Consider the following 13016-nt stretch of genomic DNA (forward strand, 5'->3'; position numbering starts at 1 on the left):
TACGGTCTTACTTCTTGATCTTCACCGGACGGGTCCAGCCCTCGATCGCGACCTGCTTGGCACGTGACACGGTCAGCTTGCCTTCCGGCGCATCCTTGGTCAGCGTGGTGCCGGCGCCCAGCGTCGCGCCCTTGCCGACGCGGACAGGCGCCACCAATTGCGTGTCGCTGCCGATGAAGGCGTCATCCTCGATGATGGTCCGGAACTTGTTCGCGCCGTCGTAATTGCAGGTGATCGTGCCGGCGCCTATGTTCACGCGCGAACCCACCGTCGCATCGCCCACATAGGCAAGATGGTTGGCCTTGCTGTGCGCAGCGATCTGGCTGTTCTTCACTTCGACGAAATTGCCGATATGGACATCCTCGCCGAGCTCGGTGCCGGGGCGCAGGCGGGCATACGGACCGATTGCCGATTCCGCACCCACCACCGCGTCTTCAATATGGCAGAACGGCTTGATGCTGGCGTCCTTGGCAATGCGTGCATTCCTGATCACGCAATGTGCGCCGATGCTCACGCCGTCTTCCAGCTCCACCTTGCCTTCGAAGACGCAGTTGACGTCGATGCTGACATCACGTCCGCAAGTCAGCGAACCGCGCACGTCGAGGCGCGCCGGATCGGCCAGCGTCACGCCTCGTTCAAGCAGCGCATTGGCGATATTCCGTTGATGGATGCGTTCCAGTTCGGCCAGCTGCACCTTGCTGTTGACGCCCAGCGTCTCCCACACCGCGGACGGTTGCGCGGACACGACCGGCACGTCGTCCTCGACCGCACGTGCGACGATGTCCGTCAGGTAGTACTCGCCCTGTGCATTCTTGTTTGACAAAGTGGTCAGCCACTGTTTCAGCTTTGCAGTCGGCGCGACCATGATGCCGGTATTGATCTCGCGGATTGTGCGCTGCGCGTCGGTCGCATCCTTCTGCTCGACGATGCCGACGATGCTGCCGCCATTGCGCATGATGCGGCCGTAGCCGGTCGGGTCATCGAGTTCGATCGTGAGTATCGCCAACTTATTCGCGCCGGCGCTGTCCAATAGCTTCTTCAGCGAATCCGCCGTCGTCAGGGGGACGTCGCCATACAGGATCAGCGTTGGCACATCGTCACGCAGATGCGGCACTGCCTGCATTACGGCATGTCCGGTGCCGAGCTGCGGCTCCTGTTTGGCGAACTGGATTTCCGGCGAGCTGATTGCCTGCGGCACCGCATCGCCCCCATGTCCGTAAATGACGCACAATGTCGATGGCGACAGCGTGCGTGCAGTATCGATCACATGAGACAAGAGCGGTTTGCCGGCGAGGGGGTGCAGGACTTTCGGGAGAGCCGATTGCATGCGCTTTCCCATGCCGGCCGCGAGAATGACAACGTTCATAGAATTTCAGTGAGAGTGATGCAAAATTTTATCATGCAGGGGTATCGCGCCTTTTCTCTCAGAATGTGCCTGCTCGTGCTGGCGCTAGCGCTGGCCGGTTGCAGTACAGTGCGTTTCGGCTATGCCAATGGCGATACCTTCGTGTACTGGTGGCTGAACGGCTATGTCGAATTCACGGACGACCAGAAGCCATGGGTGAAGGGGCATATTGACAAGCTGCTCGCATGGCATCGCAGGACGCAACTCAAGGATTATGCCCGCATCCTGGCGCTGGTCCAGCAGCGGATGCAGCAAACGGTAAGCTCTGCCGATGTCTTGTCCGAATATGGCACATTGAAGAAACGCGTCTTGCTGGTGCTCGACAAGGCGACGCCCGAACTGACGGAACTGGCGTTGTCGCTGCAACCACATCAGATCGCGCATCTTGAGAAAAAATTCGCGTCCAACAACGACAAGTATCGTAGAGAGTATTTGCGTGGTTCGCTTGAGGAGCGTCAAGAGCGCCGGTACGAGCAAGTCATGAAGCAGGCGGAATACTGGTTCGGCAACTTCAGCGAACAACAACAGGCGCAACTACGGGCGGCCTCCGATGCGCGTCCGGTGAACGACGAGCTCTGGCTGGCAGAACGCATGCGCCGCCAGCAGGAACTGCTGCGGCTCCTCAGAAAATTTCAGGTGGAGCGGCCGACAAAGGATGCGGCCGCCGTCGCGTTGAAGAACTACATCGCGGCCAGCTCCGCACATTTCACTTATGCGGAAAACAAGGACTTCTTCGATGCATCGAACGAAGGGGCGGCGCAAATGACGGCGTTGATGATCAATATTGCAACGCCGGAGCAAAAGGCGCATGCGACGAAACGCCTGCAGAAGTGGATCGATGACTTCGAGACACTGGCGCGGGAATAGCCGGGAATAACACGGCGCGTGCGGCCGGGCCGCACCTTGAATGACCCGGGGCGACGCTTTCGCAACCCGAGTTCGCCGTGTCTGTTCAGTTCAGTCGTCGAGATCGCCGAAGCGCACCACGTTGGTCGACGGCGGCGCACAAGGCTCCTCGTCGAAGGCAATATCGCCGTTCGGCGTTGCCTCGCCGGTGACCTTCAGGTCGGTGAAGTTAAACAGGTCCTTGTCCATCAGGTGCGACGGCACGACGGTCGACAATGCCGAGAAGATGTTTTCCACGCGACCGGGATGCTTTTTCTCCCACTCGCGCAGCATCGCCTTGATCTGCTTGCGCTGCAGATTCTCCTGGCTGCCGCACAGATTGCACGGAATGATCGGAAACTGGCGCACTTCCGCAAAGCGTTCCATGTCCGCTTCCTTCACATACGCCAGCGGCCGGATCACGATGTGCTTGCCGTCATCGGACTGCAGCTTCGGCGGCATGCCTTTCAGCTTGGCGCCGAAGAACATGTTGAGGAAGAAGGTTTCGAGAATGTCATCCCGATGATGGCCGAGCGCGATCTTGGTCGCGCCCAGTTCATCCGCCACGCGGTACAGGATGCCGCGACGCAGGCGCGAGCACAGCGAGCAGGTCGTTTTCCCTTCCGGGATCACGCGCTTGACGATGCTGTAGGTGTCCTGGTTTTCGATGTGGAAAGGCACGCCGATCTTCGTTAGGTAATCCGGGAGGACATGCTCCGGAAAGCCCGGCTGTTTCTGGTCCAGGTTGACCGCGACGATATCGAAGCGGATCGGCGCACGCTCGCGCAGCGTGAGCAGGATGTCCAGCAGGCCGTAACTGTCCTTGCCGCCCGACAGGCACACCATCACCTTGTCGCCGTCCTCGATCATGTTGAAGTCGCCAATCGCCTGGCCGACCTGACGGCACAGGCGCTTGTGCAGCTTGTTGTTTTCATACGCGATCTTTTCGGCTTTCTTCGCGCTGATGTTGTCTGCCTGCTGTGGTTCCGTCATCGCGGTATTGTTCAGAATGTCATTCATGATTGCTCCTTATCCCTTGATGTGGATGACTTCCACACCGACGCTGTCGCAATCCGGATAAACGTCCGGCTTTTCCGTCGATACGCGCACCGCACGTACCTTGGGGTGCGAGAGCATGGCGCGCGCAACGTCGTCGCACAGCGTCTCCTGCAAGTGGATGTGGCCCTGCGCCATGCGCTTGGCGATGGTGTCGCGCATGAAGTCGTAGTCGACGACTTCAACCAGATGGTCTTCCTTCGGCGTCGACACCGCCAGCGGAATGAACAGGTCGACATTGATCAGCACCCGCTGTTCGCCTTTCTTTTCGAATTCATGGACGCCGATATTGATCATCACCTCGTAATTGCGAAGAAAGAGGCGGCGGCAGTCGGCCAGGCTGGGATGCGAGAGTGAGGAAAGCATAATTTCAACAGGTTATTTGGCGACGAACATCACGTCGCGTTGCAGGGGAATCAGGTGCTGGCCGCCATCGACCAACAGGGTGGTGCCAGTGATCGCCGGGTTCTCGGCGACGAAGCAGACGGTGGAGGCGACGTCGTCCGGTGTGCTGGAGCGGCCCAGCGGCGTTAGCTTGTGCGCCTTCGTAAATCCTTCTTCGGTCTGGTCGCCGGACACCAGCGTAATGCCGGGCGCCACGCCAACCACGCGCACCTTGGGCGCGAGCGCTTGCGCCAGCATGGTGGTCGCGCTGTGCAGCGCCGCCTTGGACAGGGTGTACGACAGGTAATCGGGGTTCAGGTTGAACAGTTTCTGGTCCAGCAGGTTCACCACCACCGATTGCGCGCCCTCGGGCGTCGCGTCATGCAAGGCCTGCGCAAGCAGCACTGGTGCTGCAAGATTGGCATGCATATGCGCGTCCAGTTGGGCAATCGAAAAATCCGCCGCGCAGTCGCGCTCGAACAGCGATGCATTATTGACCACGCACTGCAGCGTCTCGGTGCCGAGCGCGCGCATTGCCTTCCGCACCAGCGCCCTGACCGCTGTCTCGTCCGCGAGATCGCACTGTACGGCAGCAGCACGTCGGCCGAACTGTTCGATGGCGCGCACGGTTTCGTCTGCATCCACTGCGGAACTGCCGTAATGGACAACCACATCCCAACCGCGCTGTGCCAGTGCGATGGCGATCGCGCGACCGATACGTTTGGCCGCACCGGTCACCAGTGCAACTTTTCGAACTTCAGTGGTCATAGTTATGTGTGGTTCCTGGGAGCGAAATCAGCTGGTCCGTGGCGCAATTCGCGTTGTCGGTATGGATTTCTTTACAATCCACGAGCCGATTTCAATACAATACCGACCATGCAACTGCAACTGCCCGAACCTTCCATCGATGCGCTGAATGCCTCGCGCGCGCTATGCGATCTGATCGCCGACGAAATCCAGCGCAATTCCGGCTGGATCACTTTTGCCCGGTACATGGAGCTGGTTTTGTATGCGCCGGGCCTCGGCTATTACAGTGGCGGCGCGGCAAAACTCGGTAATGACGGAGATTTTACAACTGCGCCTGAAATCACGCCTCTTTTCGGTGGTGCACTCGCGCATGTTGCCGCCGACCTGATGGCGCAAACCAGCCCGCAGATCATGGAGTTCGGCGCCGGCACGGGCAAGCTTGCGCGCGATATCCTGACTGAATTGCAGGAGATAGGCATTCCCATCGAGCGCTATGCGATCGTGGAGTTGTCCGGCGAGTTGCGCGCCCGGCAGGAAGAGGCCTTGCGCGAATTCACGCAAGGTGGACAAGTGCAGGTCACCTGGCTGGACAGCTTCCCAGCCGAGTTCTCGGGCGTTGTCATCGGCAATGAGGTGCTGGACGCAATGCCGGTCCATCTGGTCGTCAGGACGGAACAAGGCTGGAAAGAACGTGGCGTCAGTCTGGTTGATGGCCGGTTCGTGTTCAGTGATCGGGCCTGCGACGAGACGCTGATTGCGCAGATCCCCGATGCAGAGGAATTGCCTTTTGGTTATTTCACCGAAGTGCATCCGGTTGCAGCAGGATTCATGCATACGCTCGGCGCGATGGTCAGTGCGGGGCATGACAGAAGCGGGCGGGGCAGTGCGGCAATCCTGCTTGACTACGGCTTCCCGGCGCATGAGTACTATTTGGGACAGCGCACGCAAGGAACGCTGATGTGTCATTACCGGCATCATTCCCATGCCGATCCGTTTTACCTGCCCGGTTTGCAGGATGTGACCGCGCATGTTGACTTCACGGCAATGGCACGCGCAGCGATCGATAGCGGTCTGGAGGTGCTGGGCTACACCAGCCAGGCCGCTTTCCTCCTCGATGCCGGCATCGGCGATTTGCTGATGCGCACTTCGCCTGCGGACCAGCTACGCTATCTGCCGCAGGCTAATGCGATGCAGAAGCTGATCTCGCCCGCGGAGATGGGCGAATTATTCAAGGTGCTGGTGGTCGGTCAGCATGCCGCCTTGCCGTCAAGGTTCGCACGCAGTGACCGCACCCATCGCTTGTGAATCACATGCGTAACAAACGAACGTAACAAACGAACATAACAAACAGACGTAACGAACGAGCATAACTGACCAACACCGGAAAGACTTTTTCAAGGCAGCGCATGATACGTTGGGTCCTCACTATTTTTATTGCCCTCGTGGTTTTCTCGGCGGCGCTACCGTGGCTGGAGAAGCTGGGTGTCGGGCGCCTGCCCGGTGACGTGCGCTTCACGCTGTTCGGCAAGAAGTTTTTCCTGCCGTTTGCGTCGACCGTGCTTTTGTCGCTGATTGTCGTCGCCCTCGGCCGCCTGCTTCCATAAATCCGTCGATACATGCATCTGTTCCCGCCTTCCGATGCATGCCTGAACAACAAGAGGAATCCATGATCCGCTGGGTTGCCGTCATTTTCATCGGGTTGATCGTTTTCTTTCCCTTGCTGCCGTGGCTGGAGAAGCTTGGCGTCGGACGGCTTCCCGGTGATGTGCGTTTCAAGTTTCGCAATATCGTTTTCTGCCTGCCGTTCGGCTCGACAGTGGCTTGGTCCATATTGGCGCTTGCGATTGCGGAACTGGTGAGCTGGCTCGGTCCATTTCGCTGATCCTCCGTCAACCTGCATAGACAGCATGCATCCCACCCTTGAACAATTGCGCGAGCGTTACGGTGTCCGCTACAAGTGGCTGGTCCTGCTGACGGTCATGATCGGCACGATGGCGTCGATCATGGCGTCGACGATTGTCAACGTGGCAGTGCCCGACCTCAGCCGGCATTTCACGCTCGGGCAGGAACGTGCGCAGTGGGTGTCTGCGGGGTTCATGCTTGCGATGACGCTGTCAATGCTGACCACGCCGTGGTTGCTGCTTCGATTCGGCCTGCGGCAAACCTATACCGGCGCGATCCTGTTGCTGCTGGCCGGTGGCCTGATCGGCGGCTTTAGCGTCAACTATCCAATGCTGCTATCGATGCGCATTGTCGAGGGATTGGCCGCGGGCATTGTGCAGCCCATTCCCTCTATCGTCATATTGCGCGCCTTTCCCGCCCAGGAGCAGGGCAAGGCAATGGGCGTATTCGGGTTCGGCGTGGTGCTGGCCCCTGCAATCGGCCCCAGCATCGGCGGCTTTCTCGTCGAGCATTTCGGATGGCGCTCGATTTTCTTCGTTGTGGTGCCATTTTGCCTGGTGGTTCTGCTGATGATCCGTCGACTGCTGGCGGTCAATTCGCCGATGATGGGCGACGCCCGGTCACTGGACTGGAAAGGCCTGCTGCTTGCCGGCGTCGGGACGACGGCATTGCTGAACGGCCTGGTGCATTTGCATGATGGCTTTAGCCAGGCAGCGGGTATGCTGGTGCTCGGGCTGGTAGCGCTGGCCTCCTTTGTTCTTTATCAACTGCGCGCCCGGCATGGCCTGCTGAATATGGCACTGTTCCGTTATCGGCAATTCGCAATGGGAGCGCTGGTTGCCTTCATTTACGGGGCGGGGCTATTCGGTTCGACCTATCTGGTGCCTGTGTACATGCAGATGGCGTTGCACTACGCACCTTCACAGGCTGGACTTGTGCTGCTTCCGGCCGGCATTGTCCTTGCGGTGACGATCATCGTCGCGGGCAAACTGACGGACCGGATTGCTCCAAATATCCTTGTTTGCATCGGCTTGTCCCTGCTTGCCCTGTCGCTGGCGCTGATGGCGCTTGGATCGCTCGCATCGGGCTATGTCACCCTGGTGTCGATAACCATCCTCGGGCGCGTAGGGCTCGGATTCGTGCTGCCCGCACTCAGTCTCGGTGCAATGCGCGGCATTCCTTTCGACCTGATTGCGCAGGGCGCCAGCACAGTCAATTTCCTGCGCCAGCTGGGCGGAGCGATCGGCGTGAGTCTCGTCGGCATCGTGCTGGAGTGGCGGCTGGGCGCTCACTCCGGTGCTTCAGGTGCACAGGCAAATGCATTTAATGAAACCTTCCTGCTGGTCGCGCTCTTGTGCGCCTTGGCGGTGTTGGCCGCATGGCACATGAAAGAGCCGCAGCGCGACCCCGACGAGCCTGTTCGGCACTGAACCATGGCGTCCGGTTTGCATTTGGCCGCGACGGTGGTATGTTGGTGCGCAGATGCATGCCGATAACGGAGTACGGGCAAATGACTTCCCTTCGCAGCTTGACCGCCTTGATCGTGGATCCGCAGCCTGGCATGCGCTCCAACATGCACAACATGCTCAACCTGTGCGGCATCACCCGGATCGACCATGCCGTGAGTTCGGGTACGGCGATTCGTCCGCTGAAGAACCGCTCGTACGACCTTGTCCTGTGTGAGTATGAACTCGGCGAGGGACAGGATGGTCAACACCTGCTGGAGGACCTGCGCCACAACAAGCTCATTCCATTGTGGACGGTTTTCATCATCGTCACTGCTGAAGCCGCCTATGGGAAAGTCGTCGGTGCGGCGGAGCTGGCGCCCAATGACTACATCCTCAAGCCTTTTACTGCGGACGTGCTGCTCGACCGGATCGCGCGTGCGCTGGAGAAGCGAACCGCATTCCTTCCCGCCTATCACTTGATGGAGCATGGCGACCTGCAGGGTGCGATTGGCGTATGCAAGCTGGGTGAGGGCAAGCACCGCCAGTACGCTATCGACTTCATGCGGCTGCGCGCCGAACTGCACATGATCCTCGGCGAGGCTCGCCATGCGGAAGTGATTTACAAGGAGCTGCTGGCGACGAAGGCCGTTGCCTGGGCGAGGCTGGGACTGGCGAAGACGTTGTTCATGCAGCGCAAGTTCGGTGAGGCAGAAGTGCTGCTTGCGGCGCTCGTCGAGGAGAACAGCAGCTACATGGACGCCTACGACTGGCTGGCCAGGACGCATGAGGCAGCTGGTCGGGTCGAGCAGGCAAAGCAAGTGCTCGCCGTTGCATCGACCATTTCGCCGCATGCATTGCGTCGTCTGCGCCGGTTGGGTGATGTCGCCATGGAGAGCGGTGACCTTGATACGGCAGAGCGCTCCTTCCAGACCGTTGTCAGTAAATCCAGGTACTCCGAGTTCCGCGATCCGGAAGACCACGTGCGACTGGTCCGCAGCCTCGTCGGAAAGGGGGATACGCAACAGGCGTCAACCATCATCCGCGACTTGGAGAAATCCCTTGGCCAATCCGAGAAAATGCCCGCTTGCCGTGCGCTGGCCTCAGCCCTGTTGCATTCGGAGCTGGGCAATGCCGAGCAGGCGGCAAATGAACTGGGCGCCGCTGTTGCAGCATGTCGCGACGCCGACGGTATTTCGGATGCACTGAAAATGGAGCTGGCAAAGGCCTGCTTGCTCCATCGGATGGACGATGGTGCGTCCGAAGTCATGCGCGACGTGATGAGCAATGCCGCCGATGAAGAGGCGCTCGCCCGAGCGATGAATGTCTTCCTGCAGGCCGGCCGCACCGAATTGGCAGAATCTGTTGTCAGGGAGAGCCGCCGGCAGGTGGTCGAACTGGTATCGTCCGGTGCGGAGAAAGCGCGCCAGGGCGACTACAAGGGGGCGCTGGACTTGATGACGGCAGCGGCACGCAAGCTGCCGGACAATCCCCAGGTGGCCTTCAATGCCGCGCTTGCGGCGCTCAAGTACCTTGACCACCTGGGATGGGAGAGCAGACTGGGCGAACAGGCACGTGCGTATATCGATTCGGCAAGGCGTCTTGATCCTGACAATCCCAAACTGGTGCCGCTCGTCGAGCTGCATCAGTCATTGCTGAAACGGTACGGCATTGCGCATGGAGGCAGCTGATTGCGAAGAACGAACCTCAAGCAGACGGCAACAGCGAAGCCAGCCGCTCCGGCGGGCGTGCGATCATTGCTTTTCCGCGGTATTCGACAATCGGCCTCTGCAACAGCTTGGGATGATCCGCAACTGCGGCAAGAAGCGCTGCATCGTCTGCATCGGCGAGATTCAGATCCCCGAACTCCACCTCGTTGTCGCGCACCATTGCGCGCGCAGGAAGGTCGAGTTGCGCCTTTAAGGTGGATAGCTGTGCAAGTGACAGCGGCGTTTTTTGGTAATCGACGACGTGGAGTGTAAGCTCGTGTGTATTTGCAAACTGCTCCACCATCGCGAGCGCCTCGCGGGATTTGGAGCAGCGTGAATTATGATAAATCGTAATGGTGTTCGTCGATGTCATGTCAGCTTGGGGCAGTTAGCGTTGCGTCATTCCCGCGGCGTCAGCATGTTGGTTGAACTGTCTGCCGATCAAATGAGTCAGAATTAAAATGCCGTGTGAGCGGCGAACCCGCCGCCTCGATTAAAACACAAACTACAGCACAAACTAAACATGCCAGCCGTCAGACCGGGGATCGGCTGCATTTCGCGAGTAGTCCCGGCCGACAGCAAGACTCTCAATACGGACCCTATGGCCGACCAGAACGACTCCAAACCGCAACCTGCCGCACCCGCAGCTCAAACGCCTTCCTCTGCTCCCGACCAGAGCGGAAAAGTGAGTGCGCCTTACACACCGTCCGCCTACTTGCCGACGGCAGAAACACCCTGGGCTGCGGCGCGCCGGATAGTCTCGGCGCGCTTCAAGGCGGCATCGGACCGGCTGCTGCATCGCATAGCGCACCGCACCCTCAAGATCGGCGTCTCTGCAAGGATCTTCCACCCTGAAACCGGGGCGAAGGGACTTCGCAGCAAAACCCTTCAGTATCTGGAAGAGTCGATTGCGCAATGGGTGATGTCACGCGACGTCCTTGTCTTCATGATCCCCACTGTCAATAACAATGGAATTCTGCATCCTAGCAACATTCGGCTTCGTGACTACGCCAAGCATTTGGACGGCTTGGTGCTGCAGGGAGGAGCGGACGTGTCCCCGCAAACCTACTCCGAAGTGGCAACGCGCCCGGAATGGAGCGGTGATCGTGCCCGCGACATGTACGAGCTCGAGCTGCTGCATGAATTCGTCGAGGCCGGAAAGCCGGTTCTGGGCATTTGCCGTGGCTGCCAGCTCATCAATGTCGCCTTCGGCGGCTCGTTGTATCAGGACATTGCCTCAGACGTCCCGACGGCAATCGAGCACGTGACCGACCTCTACGACAGTCACTATCACGAGATTCATTTTCCCCCGGATTCGTCTCTAGCGACCATGTTCAGCGGCCGCCCGGCGGCGCTTGTCAATTCCATTCACCATCAGGCAGTCAAGGAGCTCGGTCGGGACTTGGCAGTGGAGGCCGTGTCGGGCAAGGACAACATCATCGAAGCGGTTCGTTACAAAAAGGCCAATTTCGTGATGGGGGTGCAATGGCATCCGGAATTTCATCGCCCCGGTGGCCCCGATCTGCTTGACTGTACGCCGATCCTTGACGGCTTCCTGCGAGCAGCGCGCGAGACCCGTCTGTAACCTGTTTGTGATTATTCGACCGCTTCGACAATGAAGTCGCAACTCCCAGAAATTTGCGGTCTGAAACAAAAAATTCCACGCAAAACCTTTTTACTGTTGACAAGCGAAGGGACCTCTACTATAGTTTGGGGTTCCCTGCGGAGGGGTGGCCGAGTGGTTAATGGCAGCAGACTGTAAATCTGCCCTCTTACGAGTACGCTGGTTCGAATCCAGCCCCCTCCACCAGCAGCGAAGCATGAAATTATGCGGTTGGGGTAACAATCCTTGCGGGTGTAGCTCAATGGTAGAGCAGAAGCCTTCCAAGCTTACGACGAGGGTTCGATTCCCTTCACCCGCTCCAGTTTTTGTTGGACGTAGCAAATACGGACAAAACGCCCTTGTAGCTCAGTGGTAGAGCACTCCCTTGGTAAGGGAGAGGCCACGTGTTCAATCCACGTCAAGGGCACCAGTTTTCTCGGTTCATCTATACGCAAGACGGTCGGGCGTGCGCCTAGACATTCTCATCAAATCGTTAGGAGTCTAAAATGGCAAAAGGCAAGTTTGAGCGGACCAAACCGCACGTGAATGTAGGCACGATTGGCCACGTTGATCATGGCAAGACCACGCTGACCGCGGCGATTGCGACCGTGCTGTCCGCCAAGTTCGGCGGCGAAGCAAAGAAATACGACGAGATTGACGCGGCACCGGAAGAGAAGGCGCGCGGCATTACGATCAACACCGCGCACGTCGAGTATGAGACCGCCAACCGCCACTATGCGCACGTTGACTGCCCCGGCCACGCTGACTACGTGAAGAACATGATCACCGGCGCAGCGCAGATGGACGGCGCGATCCTGGTGTGCTCCGCAGCCGACGGCCCGATGCCGCAAACCCGCGAGCACATCCTGCTGGCCCGCCAGGTCGGTGTGCCGTACATCATCGTGTTCCTGAACAAGTGCGACATGGTCGACGACGCCGAGCTGCTCGAGCTGGTCGAAATGGAAGTGCGCGAACTCCTGTCGAAGTACGAGTTCCCGGGCGACGACTTGCCGATCATTCGCGGCTCCGCCAAGCTGGCGCTCGAAGGCGACAAGGGCGACCTCGGCGAAGGCGCGATCATGAAGCTGGCTGAAGCGCTGGACACCTACATCCCGACGCCGGAACGTGCCATCGACGGCACCTTCCTGATGCCGGTGGAAGACGTATTCTCGATCTCCGGCCGCGGCACCGTGGTGACCGGTCGCGTCGAGCGCGGCATCATCAAGGTCGGCGAAGAAATCGAAATCGTCGGCATCCGTGACACCCAGAAGACCACCTGCACCGGCGTCGAAATGTTCCGCAAGCTGCTGGACCAGGGCCAGGCAGGCGACAACGTTGGCGTGCTGCTGCGCGGCACCAAGCGTGAAGACGTCGAGCGTGGTCAAGTGCTGGCCAAGCCGGGCTCGATCAAGCCGCACAAGCATTTCACCGGCGAGATCTACGTGCTGTCGAAAGACGAAGGTGGTCGTCACACCCCGTTCTTCAACAACTATCGTCCGCAGTTCTACTTCCGTACCACGGACGTGACCGGTGCAATCGAACTGCCGGCCGACAAGGAAATGGTGATGCCGGGTGACAACGTCTCGATCACGGTCAAGCTGATCAACCCGATCGCGATGGAAGAAGGTCTGCGCTTCGCAATCCGCGAAGGCGGCCGTACCGTTGGCGCCGGCGTCGTTGCCAAGATCATTGAGTAATAAAGGAATTGTTTTGCTGTGACTGACCGGTATCATTTGGCAGTCGCAGCATTCGCAATTCGCGCTAAGTTTTACGCGTAGGGGTATAGCTCAATTGGCAGAGCGTCGGTCTCCAAAACCGAAGGTTGGGGGTTCGATTCCCTCTGCCCCTGCCACCGAATCAGGTGCAGGGCACCGAAAGAA

General features: G+C 59.1%; 13 protein-coding genes and 4 tRNA genes. 12 read left to right on the plus strand and 5 right to left on the minus strand.

What is annotated here, in order from left to right:
* Window positions 1–7 precede the first annotated feature (7 nt).
* Window positions 8–1366 (minus strand): bifunctional UDP-N-acetylglucosamine diphosphorylase/glucosamine-1-phosphate N-acetyltransferase GlmU, encoded by a 1359-nt coding sequence (gene glmU / locus ACYVIA_RS11295; RefSeq protein WP_460840811.1) that lies wholly within the window; start codon window positions 1364–1366, stop codon window positions 8–10.
* 18 nt (window positions 1367–1384) lie between these two features.
* On the opposite strand from glmU, the gene ACYVIA_RS11300 reads away from it, so the two are divergent.
* Window positions 1385–2272 (plus strand): DUF6279 family lipoprotein, encoded by an 888-nt coding sequence (locus ACYVIA_RS11300; RefSeq protein ID WP_460840812.1) that lies wholly within the window; start codon window positions 1385–1387, stop codon window positions 2270–2272.
* A 90-nt stretch (window positions 2273–2362) separates the two neighbouring features.
* Here ACYVIA_RS11300 and ttcA read toward each other — a convergent pair whose 3' ends face one another.
* Genes ttcA through ACYVIA_RS11315 form a run of 3 tightly spaced genes read right to left on the minus strand, consistent with a single transcriptional unit; the run spans window position 2363 to window position 4498 of the window.
* Window positions 2363–3310: a tRNA 2-thiocytidine(32) synthetase TtcA gene (ttcA, locus tag ACYVIA_RS11305; protein ID WP_460840814.1), complete on the minus strand. Its 948-nt coding sequence runs from the start codon at window positions 3308–3310 to the stop codon at window positions 2363–2365.
* Between the two features lie 9 nt (window positions 3311–3319).
* Window positions 3320–3712 carry a dihydroneopterin aldolase gene (locus tag ACYVIA_RS11310; RefSeq protein WP_460840815.1) on the minus strand — a complete coding sequence of 131 codons (393 nt, stop codon included), beginning with the start codon at window positions 3710–3712 and terminating at the stop codon, window positions 3320–3322.
* A 12-nt stretch (window positions 3713–3724) separates the two neighbouring features.
* Window positions 3725–4498 (minus strand): SDR family oxidoreductase, encoded by a 774-nt coding sequence (locus ACYVIA_RS11315; protein WP_460840817.1) that lies wholly within the window; start codon window positions 4496–4498, stop codon window positions 3725–3727.
* Window positions 4499–4606: 108 nt separating this feature from the next.
* On the opposite strand from ACYVIA_RS11315, the gene ACYVIA_RS11320 reads away from it, so the two are divergent.
* The 5 genes from ACYVIA_RS11320 to ACYVIA_RS11340 all read left to right on the plus strand — a co-directional run bounded on the left by ACYVIA_RS11320 (window position 4607) and on the right by ACYVIA_RS11340 (window position 9515).
* Complete coding sequence (locus ACYVIA_RS11320) at window positions 4607–5782, plus strand: class I SAM-dependent methyltransferase (RefSeq protein ID WP_460840818.1); 1176 nt, start codon at window positions 4607–4609, stop codon at window positions 5780–5782.
* A gap of 101 nt (window positions 5783–5883) precedes the next feature.
* Window positions 5884–6081, plus strand: coding sequence for a DUF2905 domain-containing protein (locus ACYVIA_RS11325; protein WP_460840820.1), 198 nt, complete (start codon window positions 5884–5886; stop codon window positions 6079–6081).
* A gap of 62 nt (window positions 6082–6143) precedes the next feature.
* Window positions 6144–6359 (plus strand): DUF2905 domain-containing protein, encoded by a 216-nt coding sequence (locus ACYVIA_RS11330; protein WP_460840821.1) that lies wholly within the window; start codon window positions 6144–6146, stop codon window positions 6357–6359.
* Between the two features lie 25 nt (window positions 6360–6384).
* A complete protein-coding gene (locus ACYVIA_RS11335; protein ID WP_460840822.1) occupies window positions 6385–7809 on the plus strand; it encodes a DHA2 family efflux MFS transporter permease subunit in 1425 nt (474 codons plus the stop codon).
* 80 nt (window positions 7810–7889) lie between these two features.
* Window positions 7890–9515, plus strand: coding sequence for a tetratricopeptide repeat protein (locus tag ACYVIA_RS11340; protein ID WP_460840824.1), 1626 nt, complete (start codon window positions 7890–7892; stop codon window positions 9513–9515).
* A 16-nt stretch (window positions 9516–9531) separates the two neighbouring features.
* Here the strand turns inward: ACYVIA_RS11340 and ACYVIA_RS11345 are convergent, their stop codons facing one another.
* Window positions 9532–9906, minus strand: coding sequence for an ArsC/Spx/MgsR family protein (locus ACYVIA_RS11345; protein WP_460840825.1), 375 nt, complete (start codon window positions 9904–9906; stop codon window positions 9532–9534).
* 150 nt (window positions 9907–10056) lie between these two features.
* Between ACYVIA_RS11345 and ACYVIA_RS11350 the strand changes: the two genes are divergently transcribed.
* The 6 genes from ACYVIA_RS11350 (at window position 10057) to ACYVIA_RS11375 (ending at window position 12988) form a co-directional block, all read left to right on the plus strand.
* A complete protein-coding gene (locus ACYVIA_RS11350) occupies window positions 10057–11118 on the plus strand; it encodes a gamma-glutamyl-gamma-aminobutyrate hydrolase family protein (RefSeq protein WP_460840827.1) in 1062 nt (353 codons plus the stop codon).
* Window positions 11119–11257: 139 nt separating this feature from the next.
* Window positions 11258–11343: transfer RNA gene (locus ACYVIA_RS11355), tRNA-Tyr, on the plus strand.
* Between the two features lie 41 nt (window positions 11344–11384).
* Window positions 11385–11458 (plus strand) — tRNA-Gly (locus tag ACYVIA_RS11360).
* Window positions 11459–11491: 33 nt separating this feature from the next.
* Window positions 11492–11566 (plus strand) — tRNA-Thr (locus tag ACYVIA_RS11365).
* 76 nt (window positions 11567–11642) lie between these two features.
* On the plus strand, window positions 11643–12833 hold the full coding sequence (gene tuf, locus ACYVIA_RS11370) for an elongation factor Tu (RefSeq protein WP_460840828.1): 1191 nt from the start codon (window positions 11643–11645) through the stop codon (window positions 12831–12833).
* A 79-nt stretch (window positions 12834–12912) separates the two neighbouring features.
* A tRNA-Trp gene (locus ACYVIA_RS11375) sits at window positions 12913–12988 on the plus strand.
* The last annotated feature ends 28 nt before the right edge of the window (window positions 12989–13016 follow it).

The sequence above is a fragment of the Noviherbaspirillum agri genome (assembly GCF_054780595.1).

Bases quoted from the DNA above. Each gene is read 5' to 3' on its own strand.
- ACYVIA_RS11325 (WP_460840820.1), top strand. From the start codon at position 5,884: ATGATACGTTGGGTCCTCACTATTTTTATTGCCCTCGTGGTTTTCTCG.
- ACYVIA_RS11315 (WP_460840817.1), bottom strand. From the start codon at position 4,498: ATGACCACTGAAGTTCGAAAAGTTGCACTGGTGACCGGTGCGGCCAAA.
- ACYVIA_RS11320 (WP_460840818.1), top strand. From the start codon at position 4,607: ATGCAACTGCAACTGCCCGAACCTTCCATCGATGCGCTGAATGCCTCG.
- ACYVIA_RS11330 (WP_460840821.1), top strand. From the start codon at position 6,144: ATGATCCGCTGGGTTGCCGTCATTTTCATCGGGTTGATCGTTTTCTTT.
- tuf (WP_460840828.1), top strand. From the start codon at position 11,643: ATGGCAAAAGGCAAGTTTGAGCGGACCAAACCGCACGTGAATGTAGGC.
- ACYVIA_RS11340 (WP_460840824.1), top strand. From the start codon at position 7,890: ATGACTTCCCTTCGCAGCTTGACCGCCTTGATCGTGGATCCGCAGCCT.
- ACYVIA_RS11335 (WP_460840822.1), top strand. From the start codon at position 6,385: ATGCATCCCACCCTTGAACAATTGCGCGAGCGTTACGGTGTCCGCTAC.
- ACYVIA_RS11300 (WP_460840812.1), top strand. From the start codon at position 1,385: ATGCAAAATTTTATCATGCAGGGGTATCGCGCCTTTTCTCTCAGAATG.
- ACYVIA_RS11310 (WP_460840815.1), bottom strand. From the start codon at position 3,712: ATGCTTTCCTCACTCTCGCATCCCAGCCTGGCCGACTGCCGCCGCCTC.
- glmU (WP_460840811.1), bottom strand. From the start codon at position 1,366: ATGAACGTTGTCATTCTCGCGGCCGGCATGGGAAAGCGCATGCAATCG.
- ttcA (WP_460840814.1), bottom strand. From the start codon at position 3,310: ATGAATGACATTCTGAACAATACCGCGATGACGGAACCACAGCAGGCA.
- ACYVIA_RS11350 (WP_460840827.1), top strand. From the start codon at position 10,057: ATGCCAGCCGTCAGACCGGGGATCGGCTGCATTTCGCGAGTAGTCCCG.
- ACYVIA_RS11345 (WP_460840825.1), bottom strand. From the start codon at position 9,906: ATGACATCGACGAACACCATTACGATTTATCATAATTCACGCTGCTCC.